At 69.7% G+C, this 20,648-nt stretch carries 18 protein-coding genes, 1 pseudogene and 1 riboswitch; of the genes and pseudogenes, 10 read left to right on the forward strand and 9 right to left on the reverse strand.

Going from position 1 to position 20,648, the window contains the following annotated elements; translation table 11 throughout:
- Nucleotides 1–99 precede the first annotated feature (99 nt).
- The 6 genes from M3M54_RS03465 to M3M54_RS03490 all read right to left on the reverse strand — a co-directional run bounded on the left by M3M54_RS03465 (nucleotide 100) and on the right by M3M54_RS03490 (nucleotide 7,682).
- Complete coding sequence (locus M3M54_RS03465) at nucleotides 100–801, reverse strand: response regulator transcription factor (RefSeq protein ID WP_249020791.1); 702 nt, start codon at nucleotides 799–801, stop codon at nucleotides 100–102.
- Nucleotides 794–2,620: an ATP-binding cassette domain-containing protein gene (locus M3M54_RS03470; protein WP_249020792.1), complete on the reverse strand. Its 1,827-nt coding sequence runs from the start codon at nucleotides 2,618–2,620 to the stop codon at nucleotides 794–796. Before M3M54_RS03470 ends, M3M54_RS03465 begins: the two co-directional genes overlap by 8 nt.
- A 26-nt stretch (nucleotides 2,621–2,646) precedes the next feature.
- The gene (gene galK, locus M3M54_RS03475) at nucleotides 2,647–3,681 is read right to left on the reverse strand and encodes a galactokinase (protein WP_249020793.1); all 1,035 of its coding nucleotides are present in this window, start codon (nucleotides 3,679–3,681) and stop codon (nucleotides 2,647–2,649) included.
- Between the two features lie 369 nt (nucleotides 3,682–4,050).
- Nucleotides 4,051–5,502 (reverse strand): MFS transporter, encoded by a 1,452-nt coding sequence (locus M3M54_RS03480; RefSeq protein WP_249020794.1) that lies wholly within the window; start codon nucleotides 5,500–5,502, stop codon nucleotides 4,051–4,053.
- A 130-nt stretch (nucleotides 5,503–5,632) separates the two neighbouring features.
- Nucleotides 5,633–6,043, reverse strand: a complete 411-nt coding sequence (locus M3M54_RS03485; protein ID WP_249020795.1) for a hypothetical protein — start codon at nucleotides 6,041–6,043, stop codon at nucleotides 5,633–5,635.
- Nucleotides 6,044–6,146: 103 nt separating this feature from the next.
- Nucleotides 6,147–7,682, reverse strand: coding sequence for an RNA polymerase sigma factor (locus tag M3M54_RS03490; protein ID WP_249020796.1), 1,536 nt, complete (start codon nucleotides 7,680–7,682; stop codon nucleotides 6,147–6,149).
- Nucleotides 7,683–7,870: 188 nt separating this feature from the next.
- On the opposite strand from M3M54_RS03490, the gene M3M54_RS03495 reads away from it, so the two are divergent.
- On the forward strand, nucleotides 7,871–8,134 hold the full coding sequence (locus M3M54_RS03495; protein ID WP_249020797.1) for a hypothetical protein: 264 nt from the start codon (nucleotides 7,871–7,873) through the stop codon (nucleotides 8,132–8,134).
- A gap of 20 nt (nucleotides 8,135–8,154) precedes the next feature.
- Here the strand turns inward: M3M54_RS03495 and M3M54_RS03500 are convergent, their stop codons facing one another.
- Nucleotides 8,155–8,904: a sulfite exporter TauE/SafE family protein gene (locus tag M3M54_RS03500; protein ID WP_249020798.1), complete on the reverse strand. Its 750-nt coding sequence runs from the start codon at nucleotides 8,902–8,904 to the stop codon at nucleotides 8,155–8,157.
- A gap of 16 nt (nucleotides 8,905–8,920) precedes the next feature.
- The gene (locus M3M54_RS03505; RefSeq protein ID WP_249020799.1) at nucleotides 8,921–10,990 is read right to left on the reverse strand and encodes a potassium transporter Kup; all 2,070 of its coding nucleotides are present in this window, start codon (nucleotides 10,988–10,990) and stop codon (nucleotides 8,921–8,923) included.
- Between the two features lie 67 nt (nucleotides 10,991–11,057).
- On the opposite strand from M3M54_RS03505, the gene M3M54_RS03510 reads away from it, so the two are divergent.
- On the forward strand, nucleotides 11,058–11,612 hold the full coding sequence (locus M3M54_RS03510) for a hypothetical protein (protein ID WP_249020800.1): 555 nt from the start codon (nucleotides 11,058–11,060) through the stop codon (nucleotides 11,610–11,612).
- A 15-nt stretch (nucleotides 11,613–11,627) separates the two neighbouring features.
- Here the strand turns inward: M3M54_RS03510 and M3M54_RS03515 are convergent, their stop codons facing one another.
- Nucleotides 11,628–12,182: a cob(I)yrinic acid a,c-diamide adenosyltransferase gene (locus M3M54_RS03515; protein WP_249020801.1), complete on the reverse strand. Its 555-nt coding sequence runs from the start codon at nucleotides 12,180–12,182 to the stop codon at nucleotides 11,628–11,630.
- 7 nt (nucleotides 12,183–12,189) lie between these two features.
- Nucleotides 12,190–12,383, forward strand: a riboswitch (cobalamin riboswitch).
- Between the two features lie 25 nt (nucleotides 12,384–12,408).
- On the opposite strand from M3M54_RS03515, the gene M3M54_RS03520 reads away from it, so the two are divergent.
- From M3M54_RS03520 to M3M54_RS03555, 8 genes and pseudogenes are all read left to right on the forward strand, one after another.
- Entirely contained in the window at nucleotides 12,409–12,867 is a 459-nt protein-coding gene (locus M3M54_RS03520) for a DUF4430 domain-containing protein (RefSeq protein ID WP_249020802.1), read from the forward strand.
- Nucleotides 12,864–13,805 carry a DUF4430 domain-containing protein gene (locus M3M54_RS03525; protein ID WP_249020803.1) on the forward strand — a complete coding sequence of 314 codons (942 nt, stop codon included), beginning with the start codon at nucleotides 12,864–12,866 and terminating at the stop codon, nucleotides 13,803–13,805. Before M3M54_RS03520 ends, M3M54_RS03525 begins: the two co-directional genes overlap by 4 nt.
- The gene (locus M3M54_RS03530; RefSeq protein WP_249020804.1) at nucleotides 13,802–14,671 is read left to right on the forward strand and encodes an energy-coupling factor transporter transmembrane protein EcfT; all 870 of its coding nucleotides are present in this window, start codon (nucleotides 13,802–13,804) and stop codon (nucleotides 14,669–14,671) included. Before M3M54_RS03525 ends, M3M54_RS03530 begins: the two co-directional genes overlap by 4 nt.
- Nucleotides 14,668–16,290, forward strand: a complete 1,623-nt coding sequence (locus tag M3M54_RS03535) for an ABC transporter ATP-binding protein (RefSeq protein WP_249020805.1) — start codon at nucleotides 14,668–14,670, stop codon at nucleotides 16,288–16,290. Before M3M54_RS03530 ends, M3M54_RS03535 begins: the two co-directional genes overlap by 4 nt.
- Nucleotides 16,287–17,843 (forward strand): terpene cyclase/mutase family protein, encoded by a 1,557-nt coding sequence (locus tag M3M54_RS03540; protein ID WP_249020806.1) that lies wholly within the window; start codon nucleotides 16,287–16,289, stop codon nucleotides 17,841–17,843. The genes M3M54_RS03535 and M3M54_RS03540 overlap by 4 nt, the downstream gene beginning before the upstream one ends.
- A gap of 110 nt (nucleotides 17,844–17,953) precedes the next feature.
- A complete protein-coding gene (locus M3M54_RS03545) occupies nucleotides 17,954–18,301 on the forward strand; it encodes an antitoxin Xre/MbcA/ParS toxin-binding domain-containing protein (RefSeq protein WP_249020807.1) in 348 nt (115 codons plus the stop codon).
- 136 nt (nucleotides 18,302–18,437) lie between these two features.
- Nucleotides 18,438–18,842 (forward strand): annotated as a pseudogene (locus tag M3M54_RS03550) (RES family NAD+ phosphorylase); the annotation flags it as partial.
- Nucleotides 18,843–19,091: 249 nt separating this feature from the next.
- Nucleotides 19,092–20,642, forward strand: coding sequence for a Re/Si-specific NAD(P)(+) transhydrogenase subunit alpha (locus tag M3M54_RS03555; protein ID WP_249020809.1), 1,551 nt, complete (start codon nucleotides 19,092–19,094; stop codon nucleotides 20,640–20,642).
- Nucleotides 20,643–20,648 lie beyond the last annotated feature (6 nt).

A 20,648-nucleotide genomic window follows, 5' to 3' on the forward strand; every position in this document is an offset into this window, starting at 1 on the left:
GTCGTGAACGAGGCATGAACAAAAGCTGCGTTCGCATAAAAACGGCGTTAACGGTATGTATGTGTTGCGCGAGAGCCCGCCGTTTGGGCTCAAAGCCTCTCAATCCGGCGCGAACCGGTATCCGGCGCGCGGCGCCGTGAGGATCAGCTGCGCCCCGTCATCGCCGAGCTTCGAGCGCAGGCGCCTGATGTAGACGCGCAGATATTCGGTTTCTGTCTGGTACGCCGGTCCCCAAACGTGGCGCAGCAGGTGTGCGTGGGTCAGGAGCTTGCCGCGGTTGGTCGCGAGCTCGCGCAGCAGCGCGAACTCCGTGGGGGTGAGGTGGATCGCCTCGCCGCCGCGCGTCACCTGTTGACGGCCCAGGTCGATCACCACGTCACCGGCGGCGATCGTCAGCGCCGTTGACTCCGGTGTGGGAGGCACGCGCGTGCGGCGCAGGGTGGCGGTGATGCGCGCCAGCAGCTCCTCGACGCTGAAGGGCTTGGTCATGTAGTCGTCGGCGCCCATGTTGAGCGCCGTGACCTTGTCTCGCTCACCGCCGCGCGCCGAGACGACGATCACCGCCACCGCCGAGCGCTCTCGGATCTGGCGGCAGAGTTCCATGCCGTCAGCGTCCGGCAGCATGAGATCAAGCAGCACCATGTCGGGTGCCTCGGTTTCGAGCAGGCGCAGCGCGAGGTCAGCGTCGGCGCAGACCAGGGTGTCGTAGCCGCGCACCGAAAGGTTTGCGCGGATCAGGTCGACGATGTTGGGGTCATCCTCGACCAGCAAGACGCGCGTTCTTGAAGCGCCCTCATGCACTGGCGCTCGCCATCTCGTCTTCTTCGACCGGTCGGCTGGCGGAGTCGGCCGGAAGCGGTGCTTCCAGCGGCAGCACGATCCGGAAGGTGGCACCGACGTTGGTGTCGAGCAGCTCGATGTGGCCGCCGTGTGCGGCCACGATCCCGCGCGTGATCGACAGGCCAAGACCCGCGCCCGCCGTGGCCGACCGTTGCCTGCGTGTGGAATCAAATGGCGATCGACGTAGCTCGGGAGGCAGACCGGCGCCGTTGTCGCTGACCAGCAGCTCGATGCTGCCGTCGCTGCGCTGGGCGCTTGTGACCGTCACCCGGGCGTTGTCGTCGTTGTGGCGTAGAGCGTTGCTCAGCAGGTTCACGAACACCTGCTCGAGTCGGTCGTGGTCGGCCCAGATCGGTGGCAGGCCCGCCTGCTGGCCGACCACCACACGCTCGCGCCATGCGTCCGGCAGGCAGGCGATGGCGGCGTCTATGACCAATTCCGGCTGGCACCAGTCAAGCTGCATACGCATCACACCGGAGTCGATCGCAGAGAAGTCGAGCAGATCCTCGACCAGGCGGCCAAGCCGCGCCGACTCGCTGGCGATCGTCTCCAGGAACCGTTGCTGAGACTCCTCGTCCCAGACGATGTCGGGGGCGAGCAGGCTCGAGGCGTAACCGCGGATCGCGGTCAGCGGTGTGCGCAGCTCGTGGCTCAGCCGCGACAGGAACTGTCGCTGCAGCTCGCGCGAGCGTCGCAGGGCCTCCGCCTCAAGCTGCGCGGCCTCCGCCTCCTGACGCTCCAGGGCGGCGGCGGTATAGCCAGCGTAGAGACCGAGCAGGTCGAGCTCATCGCGCGAGGGCGGCGCGTGCTGCTCGCGTCTGATCGTGATCAGCGCGCTCGTGCCGGCAGGTCCGGTCACCGGCACGAGCCAGTTGGGGCCGTCCACGATCACGCGCTCGGCCGGCGTTTGGGCGGTGTCGGCGCGAACCACGCTGATGCTGCTGCGCTCCAGGTTCAGCGCGGCAGCGAGCGCCGAGACGATGAGCGCCAGCCCGGAGCTCGGATCAGCCACCGCGAGGCTGTCGGCAAGGCCGTGCAGACGGATCAGCTGACGGCGCGCGGAGCCGTCCACGCTCCCACCGGCCAGGAGCGCGGCGACATCGTCGGGGTGTGAGTCCTGGGGGTCAAGCTCATCCTGCGTGCGGCCCTGCCGGAGCACGACGATGCGGTCGGCCAGCCGGAACATCTGGTCGATGTCGCGAGTGGCCAAAAGCACCGCCAGGCCCTCGTCACGCTTGCGCGCCAGGAGTTGCTCGAGCTCGGCGGTCTCCGAGGCGCCCATCGCCGCCGTCGGCTCATCCAGCAGCAGGATCCTCGGCGCTCGTGCCAAGGCCATCGCCAACGCCAGCAGTCCGCGCTGGCTGCCGCTCAGCGAGCTTGCCGGCGCCGCCACCGCCAGCGAGGTGAGGCCGAGGTCCGCGAGGATGCCGGCGGCACGCGCGTAGAAGCGGTTGGTGGATAGCGTCTGCGCGCTCGACTCGAGGCCGAGCAGCAGGTTGCCGGCGACGTCCAGCGTCTCGCACAGCGCGAGATCCTGCCAGACCACTGCGATCCCGTGGTGCTCCGCGGCTCGCAGGCCGGTGGACAGCACTCTGCCGTCGACCCGGATCGTGCCTGAGCTTGGCTGCAGATCCCCGCTCAGGCAGCGTACGAGCGCCGTCTTGCCGGCACCCGGCTCGCCGGCGAGCGCGACGATCTCACCGGCGTTCACGCGCAGATCCACCCGTTCGAGCGTCTGCTCCTCACCAAAGCCAACCGCGAGACCCGTGACCTCGAGCACGCTTCCAGACTAGTGCGCGACGCAACTCATGAGATCACGCGGGCGCCGGGACCGGGGGAGACCACGGTCGCGCCAGCGGGCGCGACCGTGCCCGGTGCCATCAGCGCAAGCACGCTGCCGCCGAAGCCGCCGCCCATCAGCCTGGCGCCGACGGCGCCCGCCGCCTTCAGCTCTGCGACCGCCGTCTCGACCGTGTCGGTCGAGACCTCAAAGTCGTCGCGCAGGCTTGCGTGGGAGCGGTCAAGCAGCTCTCCGAGCGCCGCCAGGTCCCCATCGCGAAGCGCCCTTGTGGCGGCCAGCACGCGGCCGTTTTCGCTGATCACGTGCCGGGCCCGGCGGGCGAGCGCGTCAGGCAGCATGTGCAGATCCTGGATCGTCGCATCACGAAGACTCTCAACACGCATCCGGTGCGCGGCCTCCCGGCATTCGGCTCGGCGCTGGTTGTAGCCGGAGCCGGCGTTCGTGCGCGCCGGGCCGGTTGGCAGCAGAACCAGCCTGAAGCCCCGCAGGTCAAAGGCGAGCGTCTGAACCTCAAGCGTCAGGAAATCGATCAGCAGCACGTGGTCTGCGCTGCCGCAGAGCGACGCGAGCTGATCGAGCAGCCCGGTCTCGGCGCCGGCCCAGCGCGCTTCGACGCGCTGGCAGATGCGCGCCAGCTCGGTGGCGGCTGGCGGCTGCTCGCCGTCCAGCTCGATCAGCGCCAGACAGACGGCGAGTGTGAGCGCCGCCGACGAGGACATCCCCGCGCCGGCGGGGAGGTCGCTTGTGATCTCCAGGCGGGTGGCGGACGGACGATACCCCTGGTCCTGGAGCTCGGCGACGGCGCCGCGCACGTAGGCCCGCCAACCGTCGGCCGGAGTCGGCGCGTCGCGGGAGAAGCTGTCGCGCTCGCCGAGGTCGTGGGCGATCACCTCGAGCTGCTCACCGGTCCCGCCGGCCGCGCACACGGTTACGCCGGTGCGCACCGCAAACGCCAGCGCGAGGCCGTCGTTGTAATCGGTGTGCTCGCCGATCAGGTTGACGCGGCCGGGCGCGAACGCGGTTGCGATACCGGTGCTCACACCGGTTAGCTTGCCAGCCGTGGACCGCTTGCGGGTTGCCGTTGACGGGGCGACAGGGGAATCGCGGTGCTCGGCACTTGGCTGGGGATCTGGCTGTGCAACCGCCGCGACGAGCGGCCGCCAGCCCCCAAAGCTCTTGGGATTGGGGAGTTTTGTGCATCTCGGGCGACTGGAGCGCGCGGAATGCACAAAGCTCGTGTCCGCGCGGTGAAATGGGGGCGTGGGGCGGTTAGCGCAAGTCGTGCTGGACGGCTCCGAGGGTGTCCTGGCGCGACACGGGAAACCGTCCAACCGTCTGAGACAGCCGGATGCGAGCCGGGGGGCCTCCGTCGGCGCCTTGGCCGCCGTCTGAGCGGGCCCGCGCTGGGGTCAGCCGACGGCGCCCTCGGGTTCAAGCTCCAGCCGCGCGGCCGTGGCGCTTGCGGTCGCGAGCGCGCGCGGCGTGGTGGTCAGCGCGCCCACGATCAGGAGCGCGACTGCAAGCCCGAACATCATCCACCACCCGGGGTGGCTTGCCTCCGCGAAGCGGGGCCCGAAACTCGTGCTCCCACCGCCGACGATCGCCCCGACCACAGCGATACCCACAGTCGAGCCGACCTGCCTGCTTGACGCGGCGATCGCCCCGGCCACCCCGGCCTGCGCCGGTGGCATGCCCGAGATGGCGGTGTTGGTGATCGGTGGGTTGACCAGCCCAAGGCCGCTACCGAAGACAACGTAGGCGACCATCAGAAGCCAGGTCGGCGTGTGGGGGCTCAGTCCGGTCATCAGCAGCGTGCCGCAGGCCAAAGCGATGGAGGCGACCATCAGCGGTCGGCGGGTGCCCATCGACGCGATCAGGCGGCCGGTGAGCGGCGCGAAGATGATCGTAGAGACCGCCAGCGGCAGCGTGTAGAGGCCGGCGCGCAGCGCGGAGAAGCCACGTGCCTCCTGCAGATAGAGGGTGTTGACGAACAGAAACGCGCCGTAGGCCGCGAACGCGAAGATCGCGCTCAGCGCGGCACCGCTGAACGGGATGCTCGCAAAAAAGCGGATCTCCACCAGCGGCTCGGTCCGGTGCAGCTCGTACCGGACCAGTGCCACGAACGCGGCGGCGGCGACCACGAAGAGCCCGATGATCGTTGGTGAGCCCCAGCCGTCTGACTGCCCCTCGATGATCGCGTAGGTGAGCGTGGCGAGTCCCACGATCACGAGTGCCTGGCCGACCGGGTCGATGCGCCGGGCGTGCTGAGCGCGCGATTCAGGCACGAAGATCGCGGTCAGCAGGATCGCGAGCAGCCCGACCGGCAGGTTCACGAGGAACACGTAGCGCCACCCGGCGGTCGTGACCAGGACGCCACCGACCACGGGGCCCAGCCCGAGACTGATGCCGAACGCGGCGCCCCAGATCCCAACCGCACGAGCACGCTCACGCGGGTCCTCAAAGACGTTGCGCACGATCGATAGCGCGACCGGGTTCAGCATCGCGCCGCCGAGCGCCTGAAAGGCGCGGGCTCCGACCAGCACACCCAGGCTCGGTGCCGCCGCGCAGATCGCCGAACCAAGGACGAAGATGACAAGGCCGGTCTGAAAGACACGTCGGCGCCCGAGGCGGTCGGCGGTTGAGCCGCCGAGCATCAGGAAGCTCGCTAGCACCAGCGTGTAGGCGTCAACGATCCACTGCAGCCCTGACAGCGGCGCGTGCAGCGAGCGCTGGATGGACGGCAGCGCGACGTTGACGATGGTCGTGTCGATCCCGACGATCAACAGGCTCATGCAGCAGATGCCGAGGATCAGCCAGCGGTGCTCGTGAGCGCTCTGCGCGGTGCTCGGCTGCGATGTCACCAGGCCAGCTTAGCCCGAGGCTCCGGCGTCGATGGCCGGTGTGCGGTCAGGTCGCGAAGCGCGTCGAGCCCGGGTCCGGCGGGCTAGCCGCGGACCCAGGCTCGACGCTGTCATGCGACCCTGGCGTGACTCAGGAGTGCTGAGACTTGTGCTGCGCGGCGCGCATCTTGCCGATCGCCGATACGCACTGCGAGAAGGGCGTGCCGGGAGTGCCGGCGACGTGCTTTCTGCTATCGGCCTTGCATGCCACGCGGGCGCTCATCTTCGCGTCGTGGGCAGCCTTCTCGGCGGCAAGCACGCAAGCGCTGAAGGGCGTGCCACGCATGCCGGCGACGTGCTTCTTGCTCGTGCCCGCGGCCAGGCAGTCCTTGCCGTAGGCCTTGGTGGGCGGAGTTGTGGTCGTCGCGCTCTGCGACGTGGTGGTCTTCTGGTGTCCGGGGGCGTTGCTGGACTTTCCGGGCGACCCGGCCAGCGCGACCGCAGGGGTCGCGGCGATCACTGCTGCGACGCTTGCGGCGGTCAAAATCCTTTTGAGCTGCATTGCTCCTCCTTGGGTTTGTGTCGTGTCTCAGGTCCTGCGCGTCCGGCGCGGCCTGCCGTCGTTTGTGGGTTGTTGCCTGAAGAACGCTCGCCGTGGCTGAAAGTCAGGGTGTAGATGTCCCGTTCTTGCCGTTCGAGTTTGAGCCGGGTGCTGCGGTGGCGGAGCCGTGGCCGTTCGTGGCCTGTCCGCCACTGGTCTGGGATCCGGAAGCTGGGGTTGGAGTTGTGGGCTGGGTCGTTGTGCCGTGGCGTCCGCCGGCCGCTCGATGCGTGGTTGGTGTCCGCTTCCGGCGGTGCGCGCGGTGCCGGTGGTGCCTGTGCGTGCGGACGTGCGCTGGAGACGGTGCGGAGCGGCGGTGCTGACCATGGGCGCTTGCGCCCCCGGCGCCTGCGGGACGAGACGTCGGCTGCTGGGGTGCGTGGCCGTGCTGCCCTGACGCAGGTGCACCTCCTTGTGGTCCCGGGTTGGCGTGGCTGCCCTGCCCAGGCCCACGGGAGCCGACGCCCTGGCCGTGGCCTCCCGCTCCGGTGATGCGCACGCGGATGCGGGTCTGCCGTGGCCCGGCGAGCGCTCTCACGGCTGTGGGTGCGGCGCTGTGCGGCGCCGGTCCCGAGCTGCTCCGCCCTCGAGACGCGGGTGACCCGCCTGTCTGGCCCGTGTGCAGGGCGCGAGCGGGCGCCGGGCGTGGCGGCGGCTGGCTGTGGTGAAGCACGGTGAGCGCTCCGGTTGTCAGCCCGGCGGCCGCGACCAGGCCGACCGCCGCGGCCTTCAGCGGCACACTTGCGCCGAGGCCTTTGACGGCGGCGCTCGCGCTCACGCCGCCGAGTCCGCCGCCGGCATGCGAGGAGGCTGTGCCGGTGAGCTTGGTCAGCAGGCCGGTCGCTGCGGCCGCAGGCAGTACAGGCCACAGCGCCAGCATCTGCGCCCGACGCTCTGAGATCGCCTGGGCGAAGTCCGAGCAGGCCGGGCAGGCCCGCAGATGCGCCTTGACCCGCAGGCCGCGCAGCGTGCGGCGGTCCCCGGCTGAGAGCAGTTCCTGCACATGCGCGCAGTCCCAGCGCCGGCCCTCGGCGAACTCCTGCAGCGAGCGCCGTGCCTCGAGGATCGTCTGCTTGGCAGCGCCTGGCGAGATTCCGAGCACTTCACCGATCTCCTCGTGTGAGAGCCCGGACAGCTCGCGCAACACCAGCGCTGTGCGCTGCGCTTCGGCGAGCTCCTGCAGGTCGCCTATCAGGGTCCTGAAGCGCTCGCGTGTCTCGACCAGCTCCGTGCTGGCACTGGCAGCGGCCAGCTCCTCGGGCAGCTCGACCTGAGCCCGGCGGGAGCGCAGCAGGCTGAGCGACTCGTTGTGGGCGATCCGGAACAACCATGGGCGCAGCGGCGCATTGCGCCGACCGGCCCGCAGCGCCAACAGCGCGTTGGTCAGGCTGGTCTGCAGGGCATCCTGTGCGTCCTCGTCGTTGCCCACCAGTGAACGGCAGTAGCGGTAGAGCTGCTGGTGATGGCGGCGAAAGATGGTCGCGAAGGCGGCTTCGCGACCGGCCTCGACCGCGAGGGCGAGCTGCTCGTCGCTCATCAGGCGTGCCGGTATCACGCTTGGTCCCGGTCGCCCGGGGGTTGGCATCGCCTCGACCTCCATCGATCACTCTATCCCTTACGTGTGAGGGCGCCGAAAGTCAGGGTATACCCGCGGACTGTCGCACCACGATGCTCGCGCGGTCGCACCGGCGATCATCGGTGTGAAGGCCCGCGAAGATGAGCGCCGCCGCCTGAGAATCGGCCACCCGTCCAGCGGCTCCGCTGACGTTCGGTCGTAAAGTCCAGCCAATGTCGCTGAGCGCTGACGCTCTCCTCATCGCCACCGTCCACGGCGGGCGGCCGCAGACGGCCTCCGCGGCGGTGTTCATCGTCATCATCCTGTTCGCCGTGATCTATATCGCCTGGCGGGCCGGCTGGCTGCGAAGCCGCCCCGGTGGCAGCCGGCTCCGCGCCTGGCGGGCCGATCTGCGCGACCTAGAGGTCAAGCCGCTGGCGCTCATGCCAATGCTGATCCTCGTGGTCGTGGTGGTCATCCTGCTCGTCGCGCACTGAGCGCCGCTACGACGAGCAGCTCACACCAGGCGCCAGATCGCCACGATCCCGACCAGGACGATCAGCGCGCGCAGCGCCGCCGGCGGCAGGCGCCGCCCGAAGCGGGCTCCGAGCACGCCACCGATGATCGACCCGCCGGCGATGAGCCCCGCGGGCCCCCAGGCGACGTGGGCGGCGAAGACGAAGACGACACCCGCGATCAGGTTCGTGACCCCCGCGGTGACGACCTTCACCGCGTTGAGCCGTTGCAGGCGGTCGTCGATCGTCAGGCCGAGGACCGAGAGCATCAGGATCCCCTGGGCGGCGCCGAAGTAGCCGCCGTAGATGCCGGTCAGGAACGTGCCGGCGAGCGCGCCGGGGCTGACCTTCTGACCGGCTCCCCGTCTGTGTTTGCCGAGCACACGGTTGATCTGCTTCTGCAGCAGGATCAGCACGAGCGCCAGGCCGATGAAGAACGGCACGATCGCCTTGAAGGCCGAGGCCGGCAGCACCAGCAGCAGGATCGCGCCGAGAATGCCGCCGCAGGCGGCGGCCAGGGCGAGCGTCACCACCCGCTCGCCCTGGCCGTCGAGTTCACGGCGGTAGCCGACCGCCCCGGAAAGTGACCCGGGTACCAGGCCCACGGTGTTTGAGACGTTGGCCGTGACCGGCGCGAAGCCGAAGGCGAGCAGCGTCGGGAAGGTGATCAGCGTGCCGCTGCCCACGACCGTGTTGATCGTGCCGGCGGCGATGCCGGCGGCGAAGATCGCGGCGATGTGCCAGGGGCTCAAAGCACGCCGGCCCGCGTCAGATGCTGACCTGCGAGCCCATCACCACGGTGCGCTCGACCGGCAGCCCAAAGTGGTCGATCGGGCTGGAGGCGTTACGCGCCATCAGCAGAAAGAGCTTCTTGCGCCACCTGGCCATGTCGCGCTCGTCGGTTTCGAGGATCGAGATGCGCGAGATGAAGTACGAGGCCCCTTCCAGATCCAGGTTGCGCTCCAGCACACCCTGCTTGCGCGCCAGCTTCAGCAGGTCAGGAATGCGGTTGCGATCCCGGTAGCCGTTGCGGATCACGACGTGCAGGACCTGACAGCGGCCGTGCCCGAGCCGTCTGGCGGCGAACCGGCGGCTGCTGAGCACATGCGGCACGTTGCGCGGGACGAGCGAGACGATCAGCACCTTGCTCGGCAGCGTCTGCGTGTGTTCCACCAGGCCGCGCAGCGCGAGCGGCGTCGTCTCGCCGTTGGCGTTCAGAAACACGGCCGTGCCGGGCACACGGTGAATCGGCGGCTTGGCGTCCGCGAGCGCGTCCAGGAACTCGTTCAGGTCGCCCTCCTTGGCGTTGCGGTTGCGCGTGACGATCACCTGGCCCGCGCGCCAGGTCAGCATCACGGTGGAGGTGGCGATCGCCGCCGCGAGCGGCAGCCAGGCGCCGTGCAGCAGCTTGGCGAGGTTTGCCAGGAAGAAGGCCAGCTCGACTGTCAAAAACAGCACCCCGAGCAGCGCCAGGCGCCAGCGCGGCGTGTGCCACATCGCCCGCGCCACCGACAGGAAGAGGATCGTGTTGAGCACGAACGTGCCGGTCACCGCAAAGCCGTACGCGTTGGCCAGCCCGTTTGAGTTCTGGAAGATCAGTACCAGCGCCACCACGCCGGCGGCGAGCATCCAGTTGACGATCGGAACGTAGATCTGTCCCTCCATCTCGCTGGTGTGGATCACCCGCAGGCGGGGCAGGTAGCCGAGCTGCATCGCCTGGCGCGCAACCGTGTAGGAGCCGGAGATCACCGCCTGGGAGGCGATCACAGTCGCCACCGTAGCGAGCACCACCTCCGGCAGCTGAAACCAGGAGGGCACCACCGAGAAGAACGGGTTGAACTTGCTCACGTCAAGTGGCGCCTTCGGGTGGTCCATGATCCAGGCGGCCTGGCCCATGTAGCTGATCAGCACCGCCGGCCAGACCAGGCCAAACCAGGCCAGGCGGATCGGGCCGGGGCCGAAGTGGCCGCGGTCCGCGTACAGGGCCTCGGCGCCGGTTGTGCAGAGCACCACCCCGCCGAGTGCGAGAAACGCCTTGAGGCCATGGTCAAGGAAGAAGCGCGCGCCCCACACGGGGTCGATCGCCTGCAGGACAGCCGGGTGCTTGATCACCTCGGGCAGGCCGATCAGCGCGATCGAGGCAAACCACAGCATCATCACCGGACCGAAGAGCTTGCCGACCGTACCGGTGCCGCGGCGCTGGAGCAGAAACAGCACAACAAGGATCGCGATCGAGATCGGTACGACCAGGCTTGTGACGCTCGGCGTCGCGATCTCGAGCCCGGAGACCGCCGAGAGCACCGAGATCGCCGGCGTGATCATGCCGTCGCCGAAGAACAGCGCGGCCCCCAGGATGCCGAGCGTGACAAGCATCGCGGCCCGCGGTACGCGCAGGCGGCGACAGAGCGCGGCCAGCGCCATGATGCCGCCGTCACCGCGGTTGTGGGCGCGCATGATCACGGTCGCGTACTTGGTCGAGACGATGATCGCAAGCGCCCAGAAGATCAGCGAGATGACACCGTAGACGCCCGTCGGGGTGATGTGATGGGCCGCGGGGAACGTGAACGTGACCTGTTCGGTGTAGAGCGGGCTGGTGCCGAGATCGCCGTAGACAACCCCGAGCGCGCCGAGTGCCAGCACCGCGCGGCTGGCGTGAGCGATGACGTCGATCTGGGACTCGGCCTCGGCGCTCAGCTCCGCCGCGTCCTCGTGCTCCTCCTCGCCGGTCGGCCTGGGCTGTGTCGGCACGCTGCTTGGCAGCTTGTGTGCGGCCTCGTTGAAGCTGCGTCTGCGCGGCTCAGGGGCAGCGTCCTCGCGGTCTTGGTCCCGTGAGCTCATCTTGTGAGCGCAGCGTATCGCTCGCGGGCCGGCAGGAGTCTTCGTGCCTGGCGCGAACCCCTCTCACATGCTGCTTCGAAACCGCGCCCCGCAGATCGTTGACCCGCCGGCGCCGGCCGGCGCCCCGTACGAGCACCTGTCGACCGCATCGGTTGCGGTGGTCAGCTGGCTGGCTGAGGCACACATCGATTTTGTCCTGGTGGGCGCGTTCGCCCGCCGCCTGCGGGGCGAGGAGAGCGCGTCCGGTCCGGTCGCGATCGTGCCCGCTCCTTACGGACGCAACCTCGATCGCCTGGTGCACGCGCTGACGGCGCTGCACGCCCGCGAGCGCACGAGCGTGCTGGCAGGCGTCGGTGGCCAGGGCACCGGCCAGCCGTTGAAGCTGAAGGCCGAGCACCTGGTCGGCCCGCGGCGGCTCGAGCTCTCAATCGGCGCCCACACGCTCGACGTGGAGGGGCGGCCGGACGGGGCTCCGAGCTACCAGGCGCTGCTGTATGAGTCAGTGCGCATGCAGGTCTCGGCGGCGACAGCGGTTGAGGTGGCCGCGCCCGAGGACATCGAGTTCTACGAGCACGTGCACCGCACCGGCGTCGCACCACAGATCAGCGTCGCGCGGCTCTGAGCAGCGCTGAGCGGCTCAGTCGCGGTAGCGCCCCGGCTCCCAGAGCGGCTCGGCGCCGCCGCTTGCGGCGCGCGCGAGGATGAAAAGCAGGTCCGACAGCCGGTTCAGGTAGCGCACCACCTCCGGGCTGACCTGCTCGCCACAGGCAACGACCAGCCGCTCCGCCCGACGGCACACGGTGCGGGCGACGTGCAGGTGCGCCGCGGCCGGCGTGCCACCCGGCAGCACGAACGAGCGCAGCGGCTCAAGCGCGGCGTTGGCCTCGTCGCAGCGCTGCTCGAGCCAGACGGTCTGTGCTGGCAGCACGCGCAGGCGCTCGCGCTCACCGTCATCTGGCGTGGCGATGTCCGCGCCGACATCAAAGAGATCGTTCTGGATACGAGCGAGCCACGGCCGCTGCAGCGCCGGCAGGTCGGCGAGCGTCAGCACCACGCCGATCTGGGAGTTGAGCTCGTCGACCGTGCCGTAGGCATCGATCAGCGGGTGCGTCTTGGGCACACGGCTCATGTCGCCCAGGTGCGTCTGGCCGCCGTCGCCCTTGCGTGTGTAGATGCGCGTCAGCTTGACCATCGCCCCGCCGCAGTCTAATCACGGTAGGATCGTTGCGTTCAAGGTCGGTAGTGATGGGAAGCCGGTGAGAGTCCGGCGCGGACCCGCCACTGTGATCGGGAAGAACGGCGATGGATAGTGCCACTGGCGCCGATCGGCGTTGGGAAGGCGTCGTCGGTAGGCCCGTCAGCCAGGAGACCACCTCCGACCAGAAAGCCGACTAAGCCCTCGTGGAAAGGGGTGGCTCATGCAGACCAGACACATGTTCAGGACCGGCGTCGCAACGCTTGGTGCCGTGATCGCCGTTGCCGGAGCCCAGGTGGCCAGCGCGACGGCGAAGACTCCGCGCGCAAAGGCGTCGGCGCCTGTCGTCAAGGTCACGATCAAGGGACGTACCACGACCCTGCTCAAGACCACCAGGATCAAGGCGCCGCACGGATGGATCATCCGCGACCATGTCGCGCCCGGAAAGTGCTCGGCCGACAGCGCCCAGGGGGCGCTCAACGTCGCCACCCACGGCCACTGGCGTGGCTCTTGGTACGCGAGTTACCACGAGTACTACATCACCAGCATCATGGGTCTCAGCGAGACCGGCAAGCACTACTACTGGGGCATCTATGTCAACGGCAAGGTCGCTTCCAAGGGCGCCTGCGAGATCAAGCTGCACCCGGGTGAGCGCCTGCTGTTCAAGGTGACCAAGGCATGAGAGCGCGCCGCACCCGGTCCATCACCGCCGTGCTGGCCGCTGTGGCCAGTGCGGCCCTGCTGGCCGGGTGCGGCCTTGGCGCCGGTCCCGGCACCAAGAACGCGAGCGTGCTGGTCACCGCCAACTTCGGCGCAACGCACTACGGCAGCTTCGTCCAGAAGCGGGTTCCCGGCTCCGAGACGGTGATGGCGCTGCTTGAGCGGCACTTCAAGGTCACCACCAGCTACGGCGGCGGCTTTGTCGACTCGATCAACGGTCACAGCGGCAACTCCGCCCACCGCGCCTGGTTCTATTTCGTCAACGGCATCGAGGCGCCCAAGGGCGCCGCTGTCACCGACGTCAACCAGGGCGACCACATCTGGTGGGACCTGCAGGACTGGAGTGGCGCCGAGAACGTGCCGGCGGTAGTCGGCTCCTACCCGGAGCCGTTCCAGAACGGGATCGGCGGCAAACAATTCCCGACGCTGCTCGATTGCGGCACCGGTGTGCAGAAGGCCTGCGACACGGTCGGCAACTCGCTGCACGCAAACGGAGTCAAGGCAGCCGACCAGCTGCTCGGCGTCGCCTCCGGGGCGCAGTCGCTGGGGGTCGTGGTCGCCCCATGGAGCCAGGCGACCGGGCTGATCGCCGCGCAGCTGCTCCAGCAGGGCCCAAACTACAGCGGTGTCTACGCGCAGTTCGTCGGCACCCATGGGCAGGCGCTCGAGCTCGACGATCCGCACGGCAACATCGTGCGCACGCTGCACGGCAACGTCGGCCTGATCGCCGCCACCGGCAAGGCGGCAAACGGCGAGCCGACCTGGTTTGTGACCGGCACCGACGACGCGGGTGTGCTGGCGGCCGCCCGCGCGTTCACAGCTGCCAAGCTGCGTGACCACTTCGCGGTCGCCGTTGAGGGCACGCAGGTCATCCCGCTGCCGCTCGATCCAAGCTCATGAGCTACCACCGCAGGGCGAGTCCGCTGCACGCGGCACGCGCTGTGATCGCGATGGGCTGGTGCGCGGCGCTCCTGCTTGCCGGCCTGATCGAGCCAAACCCGATCATACTCGGCGCCACGCTCGTCTGCACGCTCGGCGCCGGCGTGCTCGCCGGTGTCGGCCGGTCGCTTGCGCGCACGTTGCGCTGGTCGCTGCCGATGCTCGTAACGATCATGCTGATCAACGCACTCGTCAGCCGCAACGGCCTGACCGTGATCTGGCGCTTTGGCGATCTGCCACTGCTCGGCCAGACCAACGTCACCCTGGAGGCGACCGTGTACGGCGCGGTGCTCGGCCTGCGGGCGGTGGTGCTGGTCAGCGTTGGGGCGCTCTACTCGGCCACGGTCGACCCCGACGAGGTCCTCAAGCTGTTTCGTTCGCTGTCCTTTCGCTCGGCGCTGAGCGCCACGGTCGCAACCCGCATGGTGCCGGTGCTCACACGCGACGCGCACCGCCTGGCCGAGGCCCAGCGCTGCCGCAGCGGCCGGCAGCCAGGGCGCCTCGCGCTCTTGCGGGCGAGCACCGCGGGCGTGCTTGACCGCGCGCTCGACGTGGCCGCCACGCTTGAGGTGCGTGGCTACGGTGCCGCGCGCAAACACCCGGGCGGCGGCGAGCACCGCCGCTGGTCCCGGCACGACATCGGCTTTCTGTTCTCGGCCCTGGTGCTCAGCGGCGTGGCGATCGCCACCCTCATCTCGGGCGTGGGGGCCTTCAGCGCCTATCCGCTGTTGCGCGCGCCCGCTGGCGCGCGCACGCTCAGCGCCGCCGTGGTGCTCGTGCTCGCGGCGCTTGTGCCGTTCGCCGACCGCCGGGGGATCGAGCGGTGAGCCTGGCAGCCCTCTCAGCGGTCACCTACACCTACCCGGGGGCGGCCAGGCCGGCGCTTGACAGCGTCTCACTGGAGCTCGAGCCCGGTGAGTTCGTGGTGCTGGCGGGGCTCTCTGGCTCCGGCAAGAGCACGCTGCTGCGCACCTTCGCGGGTCTGGTGCCGCACTTCCATGGCGGCACGTTCGGCGGCGAGGTCGAGCTGGGCGGCATGAGCACCCGCGCGCATGGTCCGGGCGAGCTTGCCGCGGTCGTCGGCTCGCTGTTTCAGGACCCGGAGACCCAGGTGGTGCTCGGCACCCCACGGGCGGAGCTCGAGTTCGCTGCCGAAAACCACGGTCTGGCGGCGGCGGAGGTGGCGAGGGCCGTTGAGGAGACGGCGCTCGCGCTGGCGATGGAGACGCTGCTTGACCGCCCGGTCGAGGAGCTGAGCGGCGGTGAGCTGCAGCGCGTCGCGCTCGGCGCCACGCTGGTTGCCAGGCCGGCGCTCGTCTGTCTGGACGAGCCGACATCGCAGCTTGACCCGGTGGCTGGCGATGAGCTGATCGGTCTGCTGCGGCGGCTCAACGAGGACGGCGAGGTCACGGTGGTGCTCGCCGAGCAGCGCCTGGAGCGCTGTCTGGGCGCCTGCGACCGGGTGCTGGTGATGGACGCGGGCCGGCTTGTCTTTGACGGCGACTCGCAGGGGATGCTCGCCTGGGCGCTCGACGCAGCGCCGACGCTCGTGACCCCGGGGGCGGCGCTGCTGGCCGGGCTCGGTCTCGAGCCGGTGCCCGGCGTCAAACGGGCGCGCGCGGCGCTGCGCGAGGGCGGCTTTGGCCCGAGCGAGCGCGCCGCCGGCGGGTCTGAGCGCGAGGTTGGTGGGGCCAGGCGGGCGCGGCGCCTCCGGGGACGCTTCGCGCGCTCCGAGGACGGCGCGGTGCTGCGGATGACCAACGTCTGGCACGAGCTGCGCGATGGTCCGGCGATCCTGCGCGGCGTCGATCTCACGCTCACGCCGGGGCAGCGGGTGGCGCTGATGGGGCGAAACGGCGCCGGTAAGTCGACGCTGCTGCGCCATGCCGCGGCGCTGATGGAGCCGACCCGCGGGCGCGTGCAGGCCGCCGGCCGCGTGGCGCTGCTGCTGCAGAACCCTGGTGACTACCTGGTGCACGAGCGCGTCGAGCAGGAGGCCGGCGCGGGCGCGCTTGCGGCAGTGGGGCTCGCCGGGCTCGAGCGCCGGCACCCGCGCGATCTGAGCGGCGGGGAGCGCCAGCGCCTGGCGCTGGCGGTTGTGCTCGGCGACCCGCAGGAGGCTGAGCGCCCGGCGCTGATCTGCCTGGACGAGCCGACGCGCGGCATGGACCGCGCCGCCAAGGACACGCTCGTGGCGCTGCTTGAGCAGTTCGGCACGGCGGTTCTGATCGCCACCCACGACCCGGAATTCGTGGCCGCCTTCGCGCAGCGCGTGGTGCTCTTGGCAGACGGGCGCGTGATCGCCGACGGCAGCCCCAGCGACGTGCTCTCAGGCGGCACCTACTTCGCCACCGAAACCGCGCGCATCCTCGGCGGCGCAGGCGGCGCCCTGTTGCCAGGGGAGGCCGTGGGCCTTTTGCGCGGCGACGCGGGGGTGCTCGCTTGAGCTGGCCGCTCGCCTCGCTGCTGGTGCTGGCGCTCGGCCTGGTGGCCGGGTTCGCCTGGTATGAGCGCACCCGCCCGGACGCACGGATCGTGGCCCTGGTCGGCAGCCTGGCGGCGCTCGGCGCGCTCGGGCGGATCGCCTTCGCGGCGGTCCCGAACGTCAAGCCGACCGGTGACATTGTGCTGATCTCCGGCTTCGCGCTCGGCGGCGCGCCCGGCTATGTCGTCGGGGCGGTGGCGGCGCTCGCCTCTAACTTCTTCTTCGGCCAGGGGCCGTGGACACCCTGGCAGATGGCCGGCTGGGGGGTGACCGGGGTTGCGGGCGCGATCCTCGCACGGCTGACGCACCGTCGGATCGGCCGCACGCCGCTTGCGTTGGTGAGCTTCGTGCTCGGGTTTGCCTTCACCGCCTTTCAGGACTTTGGCGACTGGGTGATGTACAGCGGCCACAGCCTCGCCCAGCTGGGGGTCTATGTCGGGCAGGGGATCGGCTTTGACTTGCTCTACGCGACCGGCTGCTTCGGCTTCGCGATGCTGTTCGGCCCGGCGCTGATCCGCATGCTCGCTCGCTTCCGCACGCGCATCCAGGTGACCTGGCTGCCGCCTGTGGGCAGCGGCGCCGGGCTGGTGTTGATCGCCGTGGTGGTTGCGCTGAGCGTGGGGGCGGGCGTGGCCGTGCCGGCCACGCCCGCCCACGCGGCCAACCTGCGCGCGTCGGGCACCCGGCAGCGCTCGCCGCTTGCCTACCTCGAGTCCGCCCAGAACCCGGGCGGCGGCTGGGGCGCGGCCGCCCGTCAACCCTCCTCGTCGATGTTCAGCGCCTGGGCGCTTCTGGCCGTGGAGGCCTCCGGCCGCTCACCGGCGGCACGGCGGGTGGAACACTCGGGCCTTCACTATCTGGCGCAGACGGTGCGAGACGCGCGCGACCCGGGCTCGGTGGAGCGCACGATCATGGCGGTCGCGGGCGCCGGGCAGAACCCGCGGCGCTTCGCGCACACCGACCTGGTGGCGCGGCTCGAGCGCATGATCTCCCGCGACGGCTCGATCGAGGGGCTCACGAACCTGACCACGTTCGGGGCGCTCGCGCTCCACGCCGCGCACGCCGCGGTGCCGGCCAGGCTGATCGCCTGGCTTGCGCGCCAGCAGGATAAGGACGGCGGCTTCAACTACGCAACCGCGGGCGGGCAAAGCGACGTGGATGACACCGGGGCGGTGCTCGCGGTACTCGGCGAGCCGCTCGTGCGCCGTCGCTACGGCCGCGTGCTTGCGCGCGCGGTCGCTTACCTGCGCGCCCAACAGAACCGCGACGGCGGCTTCGGGATCGGGGACGGCGCCCCCTCAAACGCCCAGTCAACCGCTTTTGCGGTGTGTGGCCTGATCGGCGCGGGCATCTCACCGGCCACGCTTCACCGCCACGACGCCGTCTCACCGCTTGCCTATCTGCGCTTGCTGATCGCGCCCGACGGGGCGATCGACTATTCGCACGGGGATGCCCAGACGCCGGTGTGGGTCACCGGTGAGGCGCAGATCGCGCTGGCGGGCAGGGCGTTCTGAGCGTCCGGTGGGTGACCAGACTGTCTCCGCCACCGCTTCTACGATCGGGCGACAGGTGAGCAGCTCGGGTGAGCTATCCATTTGACCTGTCATAATGAGCGGCAAACCAGATGACATTTGCAGCGACATTTCCTGAACGTCTTCGCGCCGCCGCAGCGCAGACCGACCTCGACCAAGGCGACATCGCATACCTGGTCGGCGCGAACCCGCGCACGGTTGCACGCTGGCTGGCTGACGGCGGATCGGCGCCCCGGACCGAAATCCGTCGGCGGGCACTTGAGGTCATCGCGGTGCTCGAGCAGCTCTCGGGTGTATTGACGCCGCAGGCTGGACACGACTGGCTCTTCTCTCCGAATCCCATGCTCGGACATGAGAAGCCGATCGATCTCCTCGCCGAGGGTGAGTGGCGGAAGGTCATGGGGATGGTCAGTGCTCTAGGCGAGGGCGTCTTCGTCTGAGCCCGACGATCGCCAGGTTCGTCGCAACCATCGACGGGCTGCCGCACAGCCCCTGGTCTGGTAAAGCGTTTCGCCACGTCGCGCCGCAATACCCGCCGCTCTCAGGTGACGGTGCACGAATCTCGGGGGTCGTTGGAATCCGCCGAACTCCGTGGCGACCCTGTACTTCGGCCTCAGTCGCGAGACGGTCGTAGCGGAGTTCAACCGCTTGGCCACCAAGTTCGGCCTTCCGACCGCCTCATTTCTGCCCCGCGTGCTCTACGGGTTCGACATCTCGATCAGCGATGCGCTCGACCTTCGAGTGCCCGAGGTGCGCTCGAAGTTGGGTCTCGACGACAGTCAGCTGTCCGTGGATCCGCCTGACATGTGCCAGCAGATCGGAGCGGCCGCCGTGACCTGCGGCCGCGAGGCAGTGTTGGCACCGAGCGCCACCGGACGCGGGGACGCGCTGGCCCTTTACGTTGGCCGCGTCGGGACTGGTAGCAAGCTCGACTACCAGGAGATCGAGCGCTGGGACTCACCACCGGGACTCTCGGGCTGAGTCGCGCTTTGTCCGGCGCGTCCGGTGCGCAGCTCATGACCCGACCCCGCAGGTTCGGTGCCGTGCTCGTGAGCACGTTTGTCGCCTTGTAGGCCGAACGAGCAGGAGCACGCTCGATGAAGTGCGGCAGGCCTGCGCCGCCGCGGCGGTCATTCGCAAGCGGTGGTACTACGTCGACAAGCCCACGATCCAGAGGCGACACATCGCCCTCAGTCCGTCCGGGGAGCCACGCTGTAGATTTGCGCTGCGATGAAAATCGGGATACCGACCGAGGGACGGTCCGGGGAGACCCGGGTGGCGGCAACGCCCAACACGGTGGGCCAGCTGATCAAGCTGGGTTACGAGGTGGTGGTGCAGGCGGGTGCCGGTGCGCAGTCGAGCTTCACCGATGAGGCCTACGAGGCCGCCGGCGCAAGCATCGGCGATCCGCTCGACGCCGAGGTCCTGATGATGGTCAACGCTCCGACGCTGGAGGAGCTCGACCGCCTGAAGCCGCACACGACCGTGATTGGCATGCTTTCACCGGCGCTTGACCCGGAGCTCGTGGCCGAGCTCGCCAAGCGGCCGCTGACCGCGCTGGCGCTCGACGCGGTGCCGCGCATCAGCCGCGCGCAGTCGATGGACGTGCTCTCCTCGATGGCCAACATCGCCGGCTACCGCGCGGTGGTCGAGGCCGCGCACGAGTTCGGCAGCTTCTTCACCGGACAGGTGACGGCGGCCGGCAAGGTGCCACCCGCCAAGGTGCTGGTCGTGGGTGCCGGTGTGGCCGGGCTGGCGGCGATCGGCGCCGCCGGCAGCCTCGGGGCGATCGTCTACGCGACCGACCCACGGCCCGAGGTCGCAGATCAGGTGAAGTCGCTCGGCGGCGAGTACCTGAAGGTCCAGAGCGGCGAGGAGGAGCAGGCCTCGGCGACCGGCTACGCGCGCGAGATGGGCGAGGACTACAACCGTCTGGCCGCCGAGCTCTACGCACGCACCGTTCCTGACATGGACATCGTGATCACCACCGCGCTGATCCCCGGCCGGCCTGCGCCCAGGCTGATCACCGAGGAGATGGTCGCCAGCATGAAGCCCGGCAGCGTGATCGTCGACCTGGCGGCCGCCAACGGCGGCAACGTCGCCGGCACCGTGGCGGGCGAGCGCACGCTGAGCGCCAACGGCGTGCGGATCCTCGGCTACACCGACCTGCCCGGGAGGCTGCCCACCCAGGCATCGCAGCTCTACGGCCAGAACCTCGTGAACCTCATGAAGCTGCTGACGCCCGGCAAGGACGGGCAGCTCGTGATCGACTTTGATGACGTGGTCGCGCGCTCGATCTGCGTGGTGCGTGACGGCGAGCTGACCTGGCCACCGCCGCCGGTGCAGGTCTCCGCCGCCCCGGCAGCGCCCGGGGCCGGCGGCGCTCCAGCGGGAGCGGCCGCCGCAGCGGCACCCGGCTCGACCAAGCAGCCGACGTCGGCGGCGCGCAGGTACACGCTCACGGCGCTCGCCGCGCTGGCGTTCTTTGTGCTGGTGGCGATCGCGCCGAGCGCGCTGGTCCCGCACCTGACCGTGTTCGCGCTGGCGATCGTGATCGGCTACTACGTGATCGGCAACGTGCACCATGCGCTGCACACGCCGCTTTTGTCGGTCACCAACGCGATCTCGGGGATCATCCTGGTCGGCGGCATCGAGGAGGTCGGCCACTACTCGACGGTCGTGACGATCATCTCCGCCTTCGCGATCCTGCTTGCCAGCATCAACATCTTCGGCGGCTTTTCGGTCACACGGCGGATGCTCTCGATGTTCATTCGGAGTTAGGGCGCC

It is taken from the genome of Conexibacter sp. S30A1, assembly GCF_023330665.1.
In the GTDB taxonomy this organism is placed as follows: domain Bacteria; phylum Actinomycetota; class Thermoleophilia; order Solirubrobacterales; family Solirubrobacteraceae; genus Palsa-465.

Excerpts from the sequence above, each read along its gene's own strand:
- M3M54_RS03515 (WP_249020801.1), bottom strand. The coding sequence starts at position 12,182 with ATGGTCAAGCTGACGCGCATCTACACACGCAAGGGCGACGGCGGCCAG.
- M3M54_RS03520 (WP_249020802.1), top strand. The coding sequence starts at position 12,409 with ATGCAGACCAGACACATGTTCAGGACCGGCGTCGCAACGCTTGGTGCC.
- M3M54_RS03510 (WP_249020800.1), top strand. The coding sequence starts at position 11,058 with ATGCTGCTTCGAAACCGCGCCCCGCAGATCGTTGACCCGCCGGCGCCG.
- M3M54_RS03490 (WP_249020796.1), bottom strand. The coding sequence starts at position 7,682 with ATGGAGGTCGAGGCGATGCCAACCCCCGGGCGACCGGGACCAAGCGTG.
- M3M54_RS03505 (WP_249020799.1), bottom strand. The coding sequence starts at position 10,990 with ATGAGCTCACGGGACCAAGACCGCGAGGACGCTGCCCCTGAGCCGCGC.
- M3M54_RS03525 (WP_249020803.1), top strand. The coding sequence starts at position 12,864 with ATGAGAGCGCGCCGCACCCGGTCCATCACCGCCGTGCTGGCCGCTGTG.
- M3M54_RS03555 (WP_249020809.1), top strand. The coding sequence starts at position 19,092 with ATGAAAATCGGGATACCGACCGAGGGACGGTCCGGGGAGACCCGGGTG.
- M3M54_RS03485 (WP_249020795.1), bottom strand. The coding sequence starts at position 6,043 with ATGCAGCTCAAAAGGATTTTGACCGCCGCAAGCGTCGCAGCAGTGATC.
- M3M54_RS03530 (WP_249020804.1), top strand. The coding sequence starts at position 13,802 with ATGAGCTACCACCGCAGGGCGAGTCCGCTGCACGCGGCACGCGCTGTG.
- M3M54_RS03545 (WP_249020807.1), top strand. The coding sequence starts at position 17,954 with ATGACATTTGCAGCGACATTTCCTGAACGTCTTCGCGCCGCCGCAGCG.
- M3M54_RS03495 (WP_249020797.1), top strand. The coding sequence starts at position 7,871 with ATGTCGCTGAGCGCTGACGCTCTCCTCATCGCCACCGTCCACGGCGGG.